This window comes from Bacillus salipaludis, from assembly GCF_030938565.1.
Classification (GTDB): Bacteria; Bacillota; Bacilli; order Bacillales; family Cytobacillaceae; genus Neobacillus; species Neobacillus salipaludis_A.
Window position 1 is genome coordinate 4,639,056 of record NZ_JAVGVR010000001.1, and the last position, 18,703, is coordinate 4,657,758.

Here is an 18,703-nt window from a genome sequence, read left to right on the forward strand (position 1 = left end):
CATAGTTATCCCGGTCGATACTAGAAAATGGTTACCACTTTATTTCGATAAAAAGCCGATGGCATAATGAAAAGGCTTGTTCCTTAAACTAAGAACAAGCCTTTTGTGTACTAATTTGGACTGGGTCGATGAAACAGTCCCATTACTTCGATTGTTTCGGTAATATTAACAAATGCTGAAGTATCCACCTCAGAGATGAGATTTTTAACATCATTTAATTCATACCTGGAAATAACCGTGACTAAAATATTCCTTTTGTTATTGGAGTAACCGCCTACTCCATCCATTATCGTTAAACCTCTGTACAAATTAGACAGCAGATGTTTTCGCATTTCTTCGCCTTTTTCAGTAATAATCATAATGGTGAGCTTGGCATGGTCCGTGTAAATGGCATCGACCACTTTACCGGTAACAAAAATGGAGACCAATGTATTGAGAGCAGAATCCCAATTAAATAAAAATCCACTGATGATTATGACTACACCGTTCATCCCAGATAGAAGGGCACCAATTGGAAAATCCATTTTTCTAGCTAGAATCATGCTAATGATATCAAAACCGCCTGTAGATCCAGAGCTGCGAAATACCATTCCGACCCCAAGTCCCGTAATAGCTCCCCCAAATATAGAAGAAAGTATTTTATCTTGCGCGATGGCATGAACAGGAATGATATAAAGACCAATCGAAATAATGATTACGGATAGGATGGAATTAATAATTAACCTTCTACCGAGCATTTTATATCCAATAATTAATAACGGAAGATTCAAAAGAAAGTTCGCAAATCCCGTATTTAACGGGGTAATCATCCCTAGAATCATGGAAATTCCGCTCATTCCTCCACTTAAGACTTGATGAGGAATTAAGAAAAGATTAAATCCAAAAGCAACAATGAGAGAACCGAAAACTATTCCAAGATATTGCAAGAAAGTGCCCCTCCTACTATCTATTCTTTTCAAATATCATACCGATTCTCGGACCCCAAGTAAATTTAATAGTTTTTTACAATAATATACAATTATCTGATAAATATAAATTTTCTTTTATTAATCTTTTCGGATATTTTACCAATATTATTTAAAAAAACCTGATAAAATTGAATTTATATGTAAGTTATGTACTATTTATTCAGTGTTTTATTTTTCCCTTATTTTGATAAAAATTATTCTTCAAGAAAAACAATTGACAATTCTTTAATATTATTTATACTTTATTAATATATTAACTTTAATATTTAAATCCTCATCAAGCCGATGAGGTAGAGGTCGCGGTTTTTATTAGTAATGCGGACGAGATGTGAGAGACATCGTTAACTCCGTTTGAAAGGAAAAGCCGCCGAAGCGTATTTTTTTCTCTTAAAAAAGTATGCTGGGGCTGTCTCCGAATAGGAACAGAACTGTCATGATTAGCCCTACCAGCCAATCATGTTGAGCTATCTTTCGGAAGGTATGATGCGGGGTATTGATATGCCACCTGAATCTACTTCGGTGGCATTTTTTATTCCAAACTCCTTCCTATTAGAAAAGCTGTAGCACCTTTTTTTAGGTGCCGTAACTAGACAGCAAAGAAAAGGAGTATAGATAATATGCAAACTGCACGTGTATCAAAAGAAAATTCAAGTGCTGATGTTCTAATCTCGAACAAAGAAAAATCAGGATTAAAGCGCAGCTTAAAAGCCCGTCACCTTACAATGATCTCCCTCGGGGGGACAATCGGGACAGGTTTATTCCTTGCAAGCGGCGGGGCAATCGCTACTGCCGGACCTGGTGGCGCGATTCTTTCCTATCTAATCATTGGGATTATGGTTTACTTTTTAATGACAAGCTTAGCCGAAATGGGCTCCTATATGCCGGTTGCTGGAAGCTTTAGTACGTATGCAAGCAAATTTGTTGACCCTTCCTTAGGATTCGCTCTTGGGTGGAATTATTGGTATAACTGGGCCATCACCATTGCTGCAGAATTAGCAGCTGTTACAATGATCATGAAATTTTGGTTTCCGCACACCCCATCTATTTTGTGGAGTGCCATCTTTTTAGCAATTATGTTTCTACTAAACTTTATTTCGGTTAAAGGCTTTGGTGAAGCGGAATATTGGTTCTCCTTAATTAAAGTTGTCACAGTTATCATCTTTATTATTACTGGAACATTAATGATATTTGGTATTATGGGCGGACATGTTATCGGTTTCAAGAATTTCACTGTTGGGGATGCCCCTTTCCATGGTGGTTTCATGACCATGCTTGGAATCTTTATGGCAGCCGGATTTTCCTTCCAAGGAACAGAGCTTCTTGGTGTGGCAGCCGGTGAAACAGACAATCCAGAAAAAGCAATTCCTCGTGCTGTTCGTCAAGTTTTCTGGCGCATTCTATTATTCTATGTTTTAGCTATTTTAGTAATTGGTTTATTGATTCCATACACGAACAGTAACTTAGCAAACAGCGATGTAACAGTCAGTCCGTTTACACTTGTATTCCAAAAAGCAGGGATCGCCTTTGCTGCATCTGTCATGAATGCTGTTATTTTAACTGCGGTATTATCAGCAGGAAATTCAGGGATGTATGCCTCAACTCGTATGCTTTGGGAATTAGCTCGTCAAGGTAAAGCACCAAAATTTCTTGGCAAATTAAATAAAAATGGTGTACCTGTTAATGCGTTAATTGTTACTACTTTAGTTGGCACTCTTGCATTTCTTGCTTCCCTCTTCGGAGATGGAACTGTATATATTTGGTTATTGAATGCTTCAGGTATGTCAGGTTTCATCGCTTGGTTGGGAATTGCGATATGCCATTACCGTTTCCGCAGAGCCTATGTTGCACAAGGCAGGGACTTAAGCAAACTTCCATATAAATCTAAGCTTTTCCCATTTGGTCCAATCTTTGCCTTTGTTGTGTGCGGATTCGTCGTTTTAGGTCAAAACTACTCCGCATTTACCGGAGACCATATTGATTGGAATGGTGTATTAGTCTCCTATATCGGATTGCCATTGTTTATCATCTTATGGTTAGGATATAAATTTACAAAAAAGACGAAATTAATTCCTTTAGATAAATGTGATTTAAATAACTAATTAGAATAGCACGCTAAGGCGTGCTATTTTTTTTCAAATTGATTTTTTAAAACAGCTAATACTCTTTTCATCAGCGTAACGTCTTTTCTTCCCTACAAAATAAAAAACAGACCCAAAGATGATGAGACTGTTTTTAACTATATTATTTATCTTCTGATGTCCAAACATACAGATCTTCAATTTGGCAATTCAATTCTTTGGAAATAGTCATGGCATTGTTCAAATTCATTACTCTCTTGGATAAGTAATCATTGAGTTGACTTTTAGGAATATTCGTATTCCTTTCCAAGCTGTCTAAATCCATACTGTTTTTTGATAATAATTCTTTGAGGTTACTCTTTTTCGCCTTATAATTCGTCAAAATGACACCTCACTTTTTATTTAGTATAACATACTATTTCAAAATTGGAAGGTAATAGATAGATGAGTAATATTTTTCCAAAAAATAATAAAGTTCCTCTCCTATAACAAGGAGTATTTTTTCATACTATAGTATAATGGAGGTAGAATATTAAATGGGGTGTTAATTTGGGAAGTTCAAACAACCGCTATAATAGTGGAGAGATTGTATATATTAAAGGAACGGAAGAGATGGTTACGATTTTGAAATGGCAATATGTAAAAAACATGAAAAGATATTCTTATGTTGTTAAAGAGCACCCGTCCACATTTTTCTTCGAAGAGGAGTTACACCGTCCGTAATTCCTCGCTACTTCAGTCAAAAAAAGAAGACCATTCCGGCCTTCTTTTTATTTTGTTTTTAATTAAAAATCTGCGTTTCCTGTTGTTCTTGGGAATGGTATAACATCTCTAATATTCGACATGCCTGTTAAGTACATGATTAAGCGTTCGAAACCTAGACCATATCCGGAGTGCTTTGTACCGCCGTACTTTCTTAGCTCCAAATACCACCAATAATCTTCCTCGCTCATTCCAAGTTCTTTGATTTTTGAGGCAAGAATCTCTTCGCGCTCCTCACGCTGACTGCCTCCGATTAGTTCACCGATACCAGGCACAAGTAAATCGGTCGCAGCAACTGTCTTGTCGTCTTCGTTTAATCTCATATAGAAAGCTTTGATTTCTTTCGGATAATCCGTAACAAATACTGGCTTCTGGTAGACTTTTTCACATAGGTAGCGTTCATGCTCGGTTTGTAAGTCTAGTCCCCACTCAACAGGGTAAGCAAACTGCTCTCCGGATTTTTGTAAAAGTTCAATTGCCTCCGTATAGGTTACACGGCCAAAATCTGCCTTATGGGCGCTATTAAGGCGATCTAACAAGCCTTTTTCAATAAAGCTGTTAAAAAAGTTCATTTCTTCAGGTGCCTGTTCAAGAACATAACCAATCACATATTTGACCATGTCCTCAGCAAGATCCATAATATCTGGAAGCTCTGCAAAAGCAACCTCTGGCTCAATCATCCAAAATTCAGCTGCATGCCTTGCCGTATTGGAGTTCTCTGCCCTAAATGTCGGACCAAAGGTATATACATTTCGGAATGCCAACGCAAAGGCTTCACCGGATAACTGACCGCTCACCGTAAGATTTGTTTCTTTTCCAAAGAAATCCATCGTGTTATCAACTTTTCCTTCTTCATTTTTCGGAAGGTTGTCCATATCCAAGTTGGTCACTCTGAACATTTCACCAGCACCTTCCGTATCACTGCCAGTGATGATTGGCGAATGAACATACACGAAGCCTTTTTCTTGGAAAAATTGATGAATCGCATAAGATGCTAGAGAGCGTATACGGAACACTGCTGAAAATGTATTTGTTCTTGGCCGTAAATGAGCAATCGTTCTTAAATACTCAAATGAGTGCTTTTTCTTTTGTAATGGGTAATCTACATTCGAAGTACCTTCAATGGAAATTTCAGTTGCTTTAATTTCAAAAGGCTGCTTCGCTTGAGGCGTATGAATAAAATCACCGACAACCTTAATCGATGAGCTGATTGGGAGCTTAGCGATTTCTTTAAAATTATCCAATTGTTCGTCAAAAACAATTTGAACCCCTTTAAAAAAGCTTCCATCATTTATTTCAATAAAGCCAAAGGTTTTGGAATCACGAATGGTACGAATCCAACCCGATAATTGAACTTTTTGATCAATATAATTTTCTGTATTTCTGTACAAATCCTTAATTAAGGAATTTTTCATTACAATAGACCTCCTAAAGCATTTAAATATGTAAAAAAACCTCTCACCCCAAGCGGGATGAAAGGTAAATCCACGACAAAAAGTTTTTCTTTTATCCCTTCAATATTATATAAAAAAACTGCTCTAAAAAACAACCTTCTACCATTTTTGCGATTTTTCTGGAAATTTGCAGGAGTTTTTTAGATGATAGTCGAATTAGTATAGAATCAATCGATTCTTGATATGAGGAGTGGTTCTTGTGGATAAAGTTACATGTATTGCTTTCCTTCTTTATGAATCTTCAAACAGTCAAGACATCAAAGAAAAAGCCATCCAATTACTGAATGGCGATGTATCACTGCGGGAATTAAAAAAAAATGCTCAGGTGCAACATTATCTTGTCATTGTAGAATCTTTATTAAAGAAGAATAAAATAGACAAAATCCAGGTACAGCGTTTTGCTGAGGAATTTATGGTTCTCGAGGTATAGCATCGTCTAGTTTTGTTCTAACTGCTTTTCATAGCATGAAATCTCAATTTCTTTTTTCCATAGTGCTTTTTTAAAATATTTAAATCCTAATGATTCCCAAAAAGAATGTGCCTTGTGATTATCTTTTATCACACCAATTCGGATACATTTTAATCCTCGATCTAACATTTCATTTTCGTATATTTCATACGCCTGAACACCAAAGCCATATCCCTGATAATCTCTGTGAATGATTAATAGTCCTAACCAAGGAGTCTGATCTTTTGGATTTTCCAGCAAGTAATCAATAATCCCGATATAGGTGTCATCTAATTTAATAAACACACTAGTTGATTGTGAATTTAGAAATTCTTTTTCCATATCGTCAATCGTTCTAGTGACATTGCCGTTTTCAAGTTGATTATACTCTGGATTTGAGTTGATAATCTCTAGCGCAATATAAAGTGTATCTTGGGTAATTTCTTCAAAATACATGGACATAATCCTGCCTCCGAACCTATATACTTTAACAAACATTATAACAAATCTGTCAAAAACATTTCGAAATCTAAGGTCATAAAATTTAATTATTGGCATAAAATGAATCGTTTTGATTTTGATAGCATAAAGAAAGGTGATTTTAATGATGCAAGTAAACGTCACGGTATCTTACCAAGGAAAAAACTATTTAACGAATGTGATTACAAACCGAAATACGTCAGATGAAGAAATTTTTCGATTAGCATATGAACAAGTGCAAAAACAATACGAAAGAAAAAATTTATAATAAAGAAAAAGCTGTATGATCAACTGATCATACAGCTTTTTTGTTAGTCAAAAATATAGGCAGTTTGCGGTACATTTTCCATTAACGGACTAACCCCATCCGATGTCAGCAGATGCAGTTCATGCATCGCCCTGGTACAAACCGTATAAAATAGTTTTCGTTCCTGTTCATCTTTATACTGTGAGCTATCATAGAGAATGACAGCGTCAAATTCAATTCCTTTTGCCAAATAGGAAGGGATAACGAGAATCCCTTTCTCATACGATATCGTCCCTTTTTCAATTAAATGAAGAGGGATTCTACCCTTTAATATCTCATACGCTGCCTTACTTTCCTTTTCTGTTCTGCAAATTACCGCAATCGTCCGATGCCCTGCACCTTGCATTTCCGTAATTTTATTTAGGATCACTTCATCCATCTGATCTTTTTCAACTTTCTTGACCGCCGGTTTCTTCCCTGTCCGGTTAAAGGGTTCAATTTGCTCCCCCCTTCAATCAAAGCACGAGTAAACTCAACAATCTCCTTTGTCGAACGATAGGTTTTTGTCAAAACAATCCTTTCAACCTTATCACTGCTGATTTCAAGGTCGGTCAAAACCGTATCAGAACCGGTTGCACCGGAGAAAATTGCTTGATTAAAATCACCTAATAAGGTCATTTTACTAAATGGAAATAACATCTGAAGGAAAGCAAATTGAAATGGTGAATAGTCCTGTGCTTCATCTATAAAAATATGCCGAATCGAAGTATTGGAAGTACGCCCCTCAATAAGATCCTGCAAATAAACAAATGGGGTGGCATCTTCATATGCAATCTCCAGCTTTTTTAATTTTTGAAGAGTTTGTGCACAAATTTGAGGCCAACCTTCAGGAAAAGCCCCCTCAATATGATCTTCAAAAAGCTGCTCGTATATAGCCGGCATATCCACAAACTTCAATCTTTTGACTTTCGAAAAAATTGGTTTAAACTTTTCTTTTACAACCATTTCCGCAAGCAGCTTTTGCTCACTATCAAAATCATCAAAGCTATTATGCGTGAACCGGTTCTTTTCTTGCAATTTTTTATATACATCTAAGTAATCTTCTTTTTCTAGAAATTGCGTTTCTTCCTCGACCCAGCTCTTTGAGCGCTCCTTTCTCACCCTCCTCTTTAATTCTCTTAATAACCATTCCTTAACCAACTGCATTCGGTTCGGAATCGAGTAAGATACATCTAAAGAATAAAAGTAATCATGAATCGTTTCTTTTGAAAAAAGCACCTCTCCTCTGAAGGTTAGATCCCTAAAAATTAAACCTTGTTTAGACAAGTTCAAAGCATATAAATCCATAACATCTTTAAAAGCTAAACTAGCCTTGTAGCGAATGCCTTCAACCCGTGTTAGATATTCCTGCCCTTCTTGCCCATTTAACAAATATTCCATTTGAGAAAAAGGGTCTTCGACCTCAAATTCTTTTCCAAGCCGGTGGTTCAGGTACTCCTGAAAGGTAACCTGCTGCATATTTTCTTCCCCTAATTCGGGGAGGACAGTGGCTACATAGCTATTAAATAAAGGATTCGGGGAAAACAGCATAATATTTTCCGACTTCAATGTTCCGCGGTAACGGTAAAGCAAATAAGCAACTCTTTGTAAGGCTGCTGATGTTTTTCCACTCCCAGCCACTCCCTGAACAATCAGTAGATTGCTTCGCTCATCGCGGATAATCTGATTTTGTTCCCTTTGAATGGTCGCGACGATACTTTTCATTTGTGTGCTGGCGTTATTCCCAAGCACTTCTTGAAGCATTTCATCACCAATGGTAACCCCGGTATCAAACATTCCTTTAATTTCGGAAGACCGAATGATAAATTGACGCTTTAAATTCATTTCCCCTTCAATAGTTCCTTCAAGTGTTTCATATTTAGCCGGACCCGGAGGATAGTCATAATAAAGACTTGATATAGGGGCACGCCAATCATAAATTAAAAAGTTCTCATCTTGCTCATCCATGAGTGAGGCAATTCCAAGATATACTTGATCAGCGGACTTTTCCCGTTCTCCCAAAAATCAATTCGACCAAAGTAGGGCGAATATTTTAATCTTGCTAAAGTGTTTAGCTGCTTATCAATCTGTTTATGTGTCCGCTCCCGTTCTGAAAGTAATTCAGCCTGCTGCTTAATACTTGCGGCAGTCTCAATAACGTCATCCGGTTCATCCATATTGACCGTTACATCTTCCCAGAAAGTTTTTCGTAACTCGAGAACATCAGAGCTGACATTACCGGCACCTTGCTTGAATTTTTTTGTCTTTTTGTCAATTTCCTTTACAACGAAATCAACACGATCCTGTTCTGTTCGCCAGTCTAAGTTTTGTAAATCGCTCATCGAACCACTCTCCAGAAAAAATTTGGCCTATTTTTTTGACAATCATCAAAAAATGTGATAATGTTATTATAGGATATTTATATATAGCTTTTAAAATTACCAATTAGACCAATATTAATTTTAACATGCCTATTTTTAACATTCAACCAATATTTCAAACTCAAAACGCCAATTTGGCGTTTTTTTTTATGTCCATTGTTAGTATTTGTTTTCTGCCTTCATTCATTCCTTCTCCCCTGTTATTCCTTTCAATAAATAAATCGAAAAAAATTTACGAAAATTGATTGACAATATACTTGGATTCAACATATAATTTACCTTGAATTAAGTTATTTTAATTTCAAGATAAATGATTTCAAAACAAAACTGGAGGAGAAATAAAATGACAAAAACAAAATGGGCTCTTGATACTGCACATAGCAGTGTAGATTTTTCTGTTCGCCATATGATGATTGCAAACGTAAAAGGTACTTTCAATAATTTCAGTGCAACGATTGACGCTGATCCAGCTGATTTAACAACAGCAGCAATTGAATTCTCAATTGAAACTGCCAGTGTAGATACTCGCAATAAAGATCGTGATGGTCACTTAGTTTCTGCAGATTTCTTTGACGCAGAAAATCATCCTAACATGACTTTCCGTGCTACCAAAATTGAAAAAACAGATGAAGGTGAATACAACCTTACTGGTGATTTAACATTACGTGGCGTAACTAAACCAGAAACTTTCGCTGTTACGTTTGAAGGTCAAGGAAAAGATCCATGGGGAAATGAAAAAGTTGGTTTCAGCGCACAAGGTACTATTAACCGTTCTGACTACGGTTTAGTTTGGAATGCAGCACTAGAAACTGGCGGCGTGCTTGTAGGCGATAAAGTAAAAATCAACTTACAAATCCAAGCTGCAAAAGCTTAATAATATAGCAAATTGTGGCAGATTCTTTGAGCATCTGCCCTTTTTTCAATAAAAAAGCTCTCCAATTTACATAGAGAGCCTTCAAATAAACCTTAGTCATTCAATTTTTCAAGTTCAGCTTTCAAGAATTTTGCGAGTTCCAGCATGCCAAATTTCCCGGCCTTGGCTTCAGCATCTGAATTATAGTTCGTATTCGTATTGATATCATAGGTGAAAATTTCACCTTCCACATTGCGGATAAATTCGATACCAGCAATCTGAATCCCATTATCTGCTAACACCCGCTGATATTTTTCAATGATTGGATCTGAAAAACCATCAATAATTTGGAACTTTGGTTTATTCTCTACATCTTCCCCCACAGGGCAGAACAGGTCACCTATTTGGCATGCGTCTGCGGGACATAATTGGAACCCTTCCGATGTGTCTACCTTAACCGCATATACAAATTCCCCGCCAATGAACTCACAGCGAGTAATATAGCTTTCAGGAGCCTGAATATATTCCTGGATTAATGTAATTCCATCAATCGATTCATCAAACGCTGGACCTTCAACATAGGAACGAAGGGCCTCAGAGGATTGAAATAGCTGAACCCCAAGTCCTTTTCCAGCCCGATTATGCTTTGTAATAAAGGGTGTACCTTCAAATTCGCGGGCCGCTTCGATCATTTGTTCTTTTCCAACAGCTGCAATCGTTCTTGGTGTACGAACTTCATGTTTATTCAACTCTAAGTATTGTAAAACCTTACTTACCTCCAGCTGGAGAGCCCGTGTGCCATTAAATACTTTACGGCCATGTGATTCAAGCCATGCAAGAACTTGGGCAGTCAATTCGGGCGCAAAGCGATGTCCTCTTGTGTGAGAGGATGCACTCATTCTGTTATAGAAAACCCCTTCTGGCGGTTCCTTCGCTAAATCAAGTCTCCCGTTATCTAAATGCCATTCTTCGTATGGGACCTCCAGTTCGTCTAAACGCTTTGTTAAATGAACAGTCCACTCGCTATTTTCATGTATAATATATACCTTTTTCAAAAGAAGATCTCCTCTCATTCTGATTTTACTAGTCTATCCGTTTTGAATATACCACTATAAAAACTTCCCTATTTCTATAATAGTATAGTTTTTGCGTTTTTTTCAAAATTAATTTATCACAAATATTATTATTAACCTTGTATTTCTCATACACTTTAAAGCAAAAAAGCGTTTTTTGAAATTATTCTTGAAAATTAATAGTTTATCCAAAATACTAAAAATTACCTATTATTATTTTAATTCCATTTTACTACATTTTCGTAACTATTTTGAAATTTTAAGAAATTAGTCTCATTGTCTTGTCATAATTTTCGGAATATTATGGAATTGTATCGAAAGAAAACAGTTTAGGGGGAATTTGGTTGAAAAAGTTTTTAAAAAGCGGTCTATCAACAGCCGTAATTGCCGGAACCTTATTTGCAGGTTTTCCTGGCAACTACATTAGCTCAACTGGGGGAGACATACTACATAAAAATCCTACTGTCTCACACTCATACGGTTCACTAGACTTATCTGTAGTAAATGAGGACAAGTTACTAGATTCATTAATTAAACGCGGAGTGATTTCTAAGAGTGCATCTTCTGCGGAAAAGCAAAAGGCTTTGCAAAACTATATAGAATTAAAAGGTAAACAAGACAAGGTAACGCAAGCTGACCCGCTTGCCGCTAAGGTCAAGGCAGCGGATGCTGAAAAACAACGGAAATTTAAAGAATTCAATAACGGTCTTTTAAAAGGAAAAGGGAACAAATATGGGCAGTTAAAGGGAAATCCGGATCCAGTTAAGGAAGGTGCTTCACCTGGAGTACAGAAAAAAGGGAAACTATTAACCTTGATGGTAGAGTATTCAGATTTTGAACATAACAACCTTAAGCCTGAAGAAACAGATAACTACTATTCAGACTATACTCCTGAACATTACGAAAAAATGATTTTTGGAAATAAAGGCGAGTTTAAAGGTCCACATGGTGAAGACCAAGTCTCTCAAAAGCAATTTTATGAAGAACAATCAGGTGGGACTTATACTATTGAAGGTAAAGCCTATGGATGGTTAAAAGTGCCTGGCACTGCCGCATACTATGGTGCTGATAAAGCAGGAGGTGGTCATGATAACGTAACACATGGCGGTTCGAAGCAATTAGTTAAAGATACTCTTGACGCTGCAAAAGCTGCAGGCGTACCATTGCAAGACTATGATTTAGAAGACCCGCATGATTTAGATGGTGACGGCAACTTCTGGGAGCCAGATGGATTAGTTGACCACTTACAAATTATTCATTCCGGAATGGGACAAGAAGCTGGCGGCGGTACATTGGGTGATAATGCGATTTGGTCCCACCGTTCAGCAGTTTTCTATGATCCAGATGGATTAGGTAAAGGGTTACCAGGATTCTATGACTATACAGTAATGCCTGAAGACGGTGCTACAGGAGTGTTTGCTCATGAATATGGTCATGACCTCGGTCTTCCCGATGAATATGATACTCAATATACTGGTACAGGCGAAGCAATCGGCTACTGGTCCATTATGGCAAGTGGCTCATGGGCGGGTAAAATTCCTGGCGCAGAACCAACAGGATTCTCTCCATTTGCAAAACAATACTTCCAATCAACTCTTGGTGGAAAATGGACTGCACCAACACTTGTAAATTGGGATGAAGTTTCTACAAAAGGAACTCAATTCTTGCTTGACCAGGCCAATTCCCCACTTGGGAAAAATAATCAAGCAATCCGTATTAATTTACCTACAAAAATTACATCTATTAACAAACCAACCGGAACCTATGAGTACTGGGGCGGACAAGCAGATGAATCTGATACAAACATGGTTACCGATGTTGATTTAACTGGTAAAAACTCAGCAACATTAACGTTTGATGCTTGGTATGACATCGAGCCACAATGGGATTTTGCCTTTGTTCAAGTTTCTACTGATAACGGTGCAACTTGGAAATCGTTAGGGAATGCCAATACCCGTTCCGACGTGGTTCCTGAAGGTTATCCAACTATCTTAAATTCAATGCCTGGATTTACTGGAAAATCGAAAGGATGGCAACCTCAGTCATTCGACTTATCTGAGTATAAAGGTCAAAAAATTAAACTTCGTCTTCGCTATGCAACTGACTGGGGAAGCTCGTATACTGGTTTCTTCGCAGATAACATCAAAGTTGTTGCAGATGGGCAAACTTTAGTGGATGACGGGGCTGAAAATACGACTTCAGCATTTAAATTAAATGGTTTTACAAAAGAAGATGGAAACAAGTATAGCGATCATTACTATTTATTAGAATGGCGTAACCATAAAGGTGTTGACGAAGGTCTTGCCCATATTGCACGTGGTAAATCATTAATGAGCTATGATGGTGGTTTAGTAGTTTGGTATGTTGATAATAGCTTTACCGATAACTGGACAGGCACACATCCAGGAGATGGATTCTTAGGTGTTGTAGATGCCCACTTAGGTAACAACCTAGAATGGCTCCTAAGCACTGGAAAAACTGCCGAAGCAAGCACTCGCTACCATATTGCCGATGCTGCCTTTAGTTTAGATCCAACATCTGGTCTAAATATTGACTATCCAGGGGTACAAACATTGAATGCACCAAGTCAACCAGCTGTATCATTATTTAATGACAGCAACTCATTCAATAACACATTTATGCCGGATGCCGGTCGAAATATCGGTAATTATGGCCTAAAAGTTCGAGTTAACGGCGAATCCAAAGACAAATCCGTCGGCTCAATCGTAATCTATAAATAACTGTAAGAAAAAGGTCGATTCATGCTGAATCGACCTTTTTTCATAAGAAATTATTGGTGAATAACGACCCTGGTTCCATTCGGTACTGTATCGGAAAGTTGTAGTACATCTCTGTTGTACATTCTTACACATCCGTGGGAAACGGCCTTTCCAATCGAACTTGGATTATTTGTCCCATGGATTCCATAACCTAGTTTGGAAAGTGAAAGCCACATGACTCCAAAAGGTCCCCCGGGGTTCATTTGCCGGTTGACAATCACGAACTCACCCGTTGGAGTATTGGCCAGCATTTTCCCAACGGCAATTGGAAAAATTTTCACTAATTTTCCATTGTGGTATAACGCAAGTCTTCTTTTACCAACAGATACATCGATGGAATAAGGAATCGTATTTGGGTCAGGCAGTCCTGGAATTTGTACTTTTTGACCTACCTGTAAATGTCCAATTCCAGGGTTTGCTGCGTAGAGATGGTGCAAATTCACCCGATAATCAGCAGAAATCGACGCAAGTGTTTCCCCGCGTTTTACTGTATGAATCATGACTTCCCACCTTTTTATTTCCTAAAACTTATATGTGAATTTTGAGAATTGTCCAGCTCCAGCGCCTAGCCCCTCGAGGTTGCTTCGGACCTGCCAATGAAATCAAAGAACGACTTCACCAACAGGTCCGAAGCACTTGTCGGGGCTGAACAAGGCGCTTCCGCTTTTCTTATTAGCATATGCGCGGACAAGTTTACCGTTGCCAACATCATAGGCAGAAGCTATTATGAACTGCGTCCTTCAATCGTATAATAAGCCTATAGGAGGTTTAAAAAAATGGATATACGTCAGCTAAAATATTTTTTAGAAATTGCCAAACACAAAAGTATTACAAAGGCAGCGGAATCTCTCCATGTTTCACAGCCCGCTCTTAGCAAAATGATGAAAGGCCTTGAAGATGAGCTCGGCATTCCACTCATCATTCGCTCAAATAAAACAAGTGATATCACAGATGCAGGCTTAATTGTCATGGAGTATGCTCAGAAAATGCTGCTATTAATGGATGAAATGTCTACAACCCTCAATGATATGACCAATCTATCAAGAGGACAAATTCACATCGGCATCCCCCCTATCATTGGCAGTCTCTTTTTTCCAAAAGTCTTGGCGAAATTTCACAAGACCTACCCGAATGTACATATCAATATAACTGAATATGGGGGAGCAAGGGTCGTAAAAAGTATTGAAGAGGGAGAGTTTGAATTAGGAGTGGCTGTCCTTCCTGTTTCAGAAAAAGATTTTGATGTCTATCCAATCGTCGAGGAGGAATTGAAATTATTAGTTCATCAAGATCATCCCTTAGCAGACCATGAAACGGTTAACCTCCATGAATTAAAAGATGAAGAATTTATTTTTTATAGTGAGGAATTCGCTTTACACCAATTCGTCTGGGATGAATGTATTAATCAAGGCTTCAAACCGAATATATTATGCAAAAGCTCGCAATGGGATTTTATGTCGGAAATGGTAGCGGCCAATTTAGGCGTAACGGCACTTCCGGATTCTATTTGTCACCGTGTCCTTAATCCTGAAATTAAAATTATTAAACTCCGTCCAGTTATTCCCTGGAAGCTGGCCGTTATTACGAAAAAAGGACGGTATATATCAAACGCTTCTCGAACCTTTATTAATTTTATTCTCAGTGCAAAGCAATTTTTCCATTATAACTAAAAGTAATGTATCTGATTCCAAATTTGTATTTTACGAATAACCAACTTCATCGTAACATTACCTAGTAATGACAAATGATGCTTTTTTCAAGGAAGGTTGTTAGGATGAAACTACTAAAAATTTGTTTACAAATCGCATTTATCGATTTATTTTTTATACTTGGCATGGCAATCAAGTCGTTTATCCACGGGCCCATTCCGGCATCCATGATTGGTTTACTCCTATTGTTTTTCGCTCTAAAGTTAAAAATTGTTAAACTTGCTTGGATTGAACAGGGCGGAAAATGGCTGCTCGCTGAATTGTTGCTCTTTTTTGTTCCTTCTGCCGTGGGGATAGTAAATTATAAAGAAATCTTGGGGTTTGAAGGGATCGAAACAATTGCTTTAATCATTTTTAGCACGATTATCGTCATGGGAACTACCGCGTTTGTATCTGAAAAAATCTATAACCATAAAAGAAGTGATGCAATATGAAAATTATTTTTTTCACATTGATTACGTATCTATTTTACCGCTTTTCTAAAAAGGCTTACGTGAAATGGTCTTTTCCATTATTTCATCCATTATTGATTGCACCGCTTGCATTAATTGGTCTCATTAAAATGATCCATGTTTCAGCGGATATTTATCTAGAGTCGACCAACATTTTAAGTTACATGCTTGAACCGGCAACCGTTGCCTTTGCCATTCCAATCTATAAGCATTTTCATTTGATTAAAAAATATATTGGAAACATCTTAATCAGTATTACAACAGGATGCTTCATTGCTATTTTATCTTCTTTAGGACTTTCTAAGCTTATCCATTTAAATCCAGATTTTGTTGTAAGTATCCTGCCAAGATCCATTACCACACCGATTGCCATAGAAGTTTCGAAGGAAATTGGCGGACTTCCAACTTTAACAACGGTATTTGTCATATTAACTGGCGTTGTTGGTGGAGTTGTCGGTCCGATGGTGATGAAAGGCTTATCGATAAAAACACCGATTGCCAAAGGTCTTGCACTTGGAATGGCTGCACATGGTGCTGGAACGAATAAAGCGATGGAATATGGTGAACAAGAAGGAACCTTTTCAACTCTTGCGATGATTTTTGCTGCTTGGATTACCCTAATTTTTGGCTTTTCTCTCATTCCTGTATTAATGAACTTTATCCATTTACATTAAAAAACTGCCTTTCGATTTATCAGAAAGGCAGTTTTTTCTATTTGAATCAATCACTCAAACGGAACAGTGGTGCCATGTCTTCACGAATATGGTGGATATAAAAATAGTCATTACTAGCTGGATCGTAAACATAATCCTTTTTCCAAACCTCGATATTTGCAATAATTTCTTTAATTGCATGAATAAACAACCAAATTTCCTCATTTGTCATAATCGGATGCAGGGAAAAACGAACCCAGCCAGGTTTTGTAGATAGATCGCCATGGTTAATTTTATCTGTTATTTGCTTTGAGGCAGGTTGATCAATCTGATATAAATAATGGCCATATGTTCCGGCACATGAGCAACCACCCCTGACCTGAAAGCCAAAACGATCATTCAACAAACGAACGATTAAATTATAATGGATATTTTCAATGTAAAAAGAAATAATTCCCAAACGGTTTTTTACGTGACCGTCTAATATGTGGAAGGTTGGAATCTTTTCAAGCTGTGGTAAAAGGATTCCAAGCAGCTCTTTTTCTCTTTTCAATATATTTTCAACGCCCATTTGCTCTTTTAATTTCAAGCAAAGGGCTGTGCGAATCGCTTGCAAAATCCCTGGGGTTCCTCCATCCTCTCTGAGTTCAATATCTGGATAATAATGATGCTCCCCCCAAGGATTGGTCCAAAGTACAGTTCCTCCCCCCGGATGGTCTGGTACCAGATTTGAATAAAGCCTTGAATCAAAAACTAATACCCCGCTTGTTCCCGGCCCACCTAAAAACTTATGTGGCGAGAAAACGATTGCATCTAACCTTTCTAAAGGATCTTCCGGATGCATATCGATTTTGACATATGGTGCAGATGCGGCAAAATCGACAAAACATAACCCTCCATGTTGATGCATGATTTTTGCTAATTGACGATAGGGGGTTTCGATTCCTGTAACATTCGAACAAGCCGTAAAAGACCCTATTTTCAATGGACGTTCACGATATTTGTGGAGAAGCTCCTCCAATTGCTGAATATCAATCTCTCCCGTTGAGCTAGGTTTTAAAATGACGACCTCCCCGATGGTCTCAAGCCATGTTGTCTGATTTGAATGATGCTCCATATGGGTGATAAAAATAACGGGGCGCTCTTTTTCAGGAATTTGCAAATACCCTCTTAACCGTTCGGGCACTCGCAACCCTAAGATTCTCTGAAATTTATTGATTACTGAGGTCATCCCAAAGCCATCCAGAATAAGCGAATCCCGTTCATCCGCATTGACATGTTCTTTTATAATCTTTTTGGATTGTTTATAGATAGCGGTCATCATTAAACTTGTTGTATTGGACTCTGTATGTGTATTTGCCATAAATGGGCCAAATACCTCTGATATTTTCCGTTCAATTGGGCGGTAAAGACGCCCGCTTGCCGTCCAGTCCGTATAAATAATTTGCTTTTTTCCATAGGGTGTTTGATATTCATGATTGATTCCGATCACTTGTGAACGAAATCTTTGAAAATATTCCTCCAGGTTCTCTGGCAGTTTATACGTTTTACTGCCGATCATGGCGGTGATCATCTGCTTCACCTCTCCTCTATCCTGTTAATCAATATATGCAAGGTGAAGGAATGCGGATTCAAGTTCTAAAGCATCATAAAAAGCAGCCTTATACCATAAAAGCTGCTTCCATCGGGATATCTTCTTACTTATGAAACATTCAATTTAGCTGATTCTTTCCGAGTCACTTCGTCAATTTTTTGGATAAACATTTGAAAAACCTTTCGTTTCTCTTCAAGGTCTCGTATGTACACTTTTAGTTGGTTATAACTTTCCTCAAAAGGTTTGTGGTACATTTGCCGAATACTTTCTATGATCTCCTCATTTACCGTTGATTGAATCACTTGTTTCGTAATGTTGTATTTATATGAATATACCTTTAACTCTTGAGCTACCTCTTCATATTCTTTGTCGATTTCACCAAGGAAATTGGATATATCCTCTTTCCAGTCTTCCAATGATTTTTGTAAATAGGATTTTACTAGTGTCTCTTCCATAAAACCACCGCCTTATAGTCTTATCTATTAGTATAGCGGTGTTTGTTTACATAATAATTTCTGTCCGTTTACAATATAATTATTTTTAAATCAACAAAGTCTTAACAAATTGTTAACATTTTTTTCATCTGTTTTTAATCGTTTCAGTTTATCATGTTTATCATAGGTCAAAGTTGTCCGGGCTTAAAATACTCTGGTTAGGAGTTCACATGTTGGAGTGAGTTTTTGGCTATGACGCTAAGCTCGAACAACGGCCACACAAATTCTACATATTTTT

General features: G+C 37.5%; 17 protein-coding genes, 1 pseudogene and 1 riboswitch. Of the genes and pseudogenes, 9 read left to right on the top strand and 9 right to left on the bottom strand.

Annotated elements, in window-relative coordinates:
* Positions 1-110: 110 nt before the first annotated feature.
* Positions 111-926, bottom strand: a complete 816-nt coding sequence (locus tag RCG21_RS22915; protein ID WP_035425019.1) for a YitT family protein — start codon at positions 924-926, stop codon at positions 111-113.
* A 325-nt stretch (positions 927-1,251) separates the two neighbouring features.
* Positions 1,252-1,443, top strand: a riboswitch (Lysine riboswitch).
* Between the two features lie 142 nt (positions 1,444-1,585).
* Here RCG21_RS22915 and RCG21_RS22920 point away from each other — a divergent pair.
* Complete coding sequence (locus RCG21_RS22920; protein ID WP_133337810.1) at positions 1,586-3,067, top strand: amino acid permease; 1,482 nt, start codon at positions 1,586-1,588, stop codon at positions 3,065-3,067.
* 142 nt (positions 3,068-3,209) lie between these two features.
* Here the strand turns inward: RCG21_RS22920 and RCG21_RS33655 are convergent, their stop codons facing one another.
* Positions 3,210-3,428 (bottom strand): helix-turn-helix domain-containing protein, encoded by a 219-nt coding sequence (locus tag RCG21_RS33655; protein WP_133337812.1) that lies wholly within the window; start codon positions 3,426-3,428, stop codon positions 3,210-3,212.
* A gap of 167 nt (positions 3,429-3,595) precedes the next feature.
* On the opposite strand from RCG21_RS33655, the gene RCG21_RS22925 reads away from it, so the two are divergent.
* Positions 3,596-3,769 (top strand): hypothetical protein, encoded by a 174-nt coding sequence (locus RCG21_RS22925; protein WP_165976338.1) that lies wholly within the window; start codon positions 3,596-3,598, stop codon positions 3,767-3,769.
* Positions 3,770-3,831: 62 nt separating this feature from the next.
* On the opposite strand, the gene asnS is transcribed toward RCG21_RS22925, so the two are convergent.
* Complete coding sequence (gene asnS, locus RCG21_RS22930) at positions 3,832-5,223, bottom strand: asparagine--tRNA ligase (protein ID WP_133337814.1); 1,392 nt, start codon at positions 5,221-5,223, stop codon at positions 3,832-3,834.
* Positions 5,224-5,461: 238 nt separating this feature from the next.
* Between asnS and RCG21_RS22935 the strand changes: the two genes are divergently transcribed.
* The gene (locus tag RCG21_RS22935; protein WP_133337816.1) at positions 5,462-5,692 is read left to right on the top strand and encodes a hypothetical protein; all 231 of its coding nucleotides are present in this window, start codon (positions 5,462-5,464) and stop codon (positions 5,690-5,692) included.
* A 6-nt stretch (positions 5,693-5,698) separates the two neighbouring features.
* Here RCG21_RS22935 and RCG21_RS22940 read toward each other — a convergent pair whose 3' ends face one another.
* Complete coding sequence (locus RCG21_RS22940; protein WP_235824901.1) at positions 5,699-6,172, bottom strand: GNAT family N-acetyltransferase; 474 nt, start codon at positions 6,170-6,172, stop codon at positions 5,699-5,701.
* 142 nt (positions 6,173-6,314) lie between these two features.
* Between RCG21_RS22940 and RCG21_RS22945 the strand changes: the two genes are divergently transcribed.
* Positions 6,315-6,458 (top strand): BA3454 family stress response protein, encoded by a 144-nt coding sequence (locus tag RCG21_RS22945; protein WP_133337818.1) that lies wholly within the window; start codon positions 6,315-6,317, stop codon positions 6,456-6,458.
* Positions 6,459-6,501: 43 nt separating this feature from the next.
* On the opposite strand, the pseudogene helD reads toward RCG21_RS22945, so the two are convergent.
* A pseudogene (gene helD / locus RCG21_RS22950) lies at positions 6,502-8,818 on the bottom strand (RNA polymerase recycling motor HelD).
* 382 nt (positions 8,819-9,200) lie between these two features.
* Here helD and RCG21_RS22955 point away from each other — a divergent pair.
* Positions 9,201-9,731 (top strand): YceI family protein, encoded by a 531-nt coding sequence (locus RCG21_RS22955; RefSeq protein WP_133337822.1) that lies wholly within the window; start codon positions 9,201-9,203, stop codon positions 9,729-9,731.
* A gap of 92 nt (positions 9,732-9,823) precedes the next feature.
* Here RCG21_RS22955 and RCG21_RS22960 read toward each other — a convergent pair whose 3' ends face one another.
* Complete coding sequence (locus RCG21_RS22960; protein ID WP_308913822.1) at positions 9,824-10,765, bottom strand: ATP-grasp domain-containing protein; 942 nt, start codon at positions 10,763-10,765, stop codon at positions 9,824-9,826.
* A 362-nt stretch (positions 10,766-11,127) separates the two neighbouring features.
* Here RCG21_RS22960 and RCG21_RS22965 point away from each other — a divergent pair, with 362 nt between their 5' ends.
* Positions 11,128-13,524, top strand: coding sequence for an immune inhibitor A domain-containing protein (locus RCG21_RS22965; RefSeq protein ID WP_308913823.1), 2,397 nt, complete (start codon positions 11,128-11,130; stop codon positions 13,522-13,524).
* A 50-nt stretch (positions 13,525-13,574) separates the two neighbouring features.
* Here RCG21_RS22965 and RCG21_RS22970 read toward each other — a convergent pair whose 3' ends face one another.
* The gene (locus RCG21_RS22970; protein ID WP_133337828.1) at positions 13,575-14,063 is read right to left on the bottom strand and encodes a L,D-transpeptidase family protein; all 489 of its coding nucleotides are present in this window, start codon (positions 14,061-14,063) and stop codon (positions 13,575-13,577) included.
* Between the two features lie 276 nt (positions 14,064-14,339).
* Here RCG21_RS22970 and RCG21_RS22975 point away from each other — a divergent pair, with 276 nt between their 5' ends.
* The 3 genes from RCG21_RS22975 to RCG21_RS22985 all read left to right on the top strand — a co-directional run bounded on the left by RCG21_RS22975 (position 14,340) and on the right by RCG21_RS22985 (position 16,398).
* Complete coding sequence (locus tag RCG21_RS22975) at positions 14,340-15,233, top strand: LysR family transcriptional regulator (protein WP_308913824.1); 894 nt, start codon at positions 14,340-14,342, stop codon at positions 15,231-15,233.
* A 104-nt stretch (positions 15,234-15,337) separates the two neighbouring features.
* On the top strand, positions 15,338-15,706 hold the full coding sequence (locus RCG21_RS22980) for a CidA/LrgA family protein (RefSeq protein WP_133337830.1): 369 nt from the start codon (positions 15,338-15,340) through the stop codon (positions 15,704-15,706).
* The gene (locus RCG21_RS22985; protein WP_133337832.1) at positions 15,703-16,398 is read left to right on the top strand and encodes an LrgB family protein; all 696 of its coding nucleotides are present in this window, start codon (positions 15,703-15,705) and stop codon (positions 16,396-16,398) included. Before RCG21_RS22980 ends, RCG21_RS22985 begins: the two co-directional genes overlap by 4 nt.
* A gap of 46 nt (positions 16,399-16,444) precedes the next feature.
* Here the strand turns inward: RCG21_RS22985 and RCG21_RS22990 are convergent, their stop codons facing one another.
* Complete coding sequence (locus RCG21_RS22990) at positions 16,445-17,950, bottom strand: aminotransferase class V-fold PLP-dependent enzyme (protein ID WP_133337834.1); 1,506 nt, start codon at positions 17,948-17,950, stop codon at positions 16,445-16,447.
* Between the two features lie 128 nt (positions 17,951-18,078).
* Positions 18,079-18,426, bottom strand: coding sequence for a hypothetical protein (locus RCG21_RS22995; protein WP_133337836.1), 348 nt, complete (start codon positions 18,424-18,426; stop codon positions 18,079-18,081).
* Positions 18,427-18,703 lie beyond the last annotated feature (277 nt).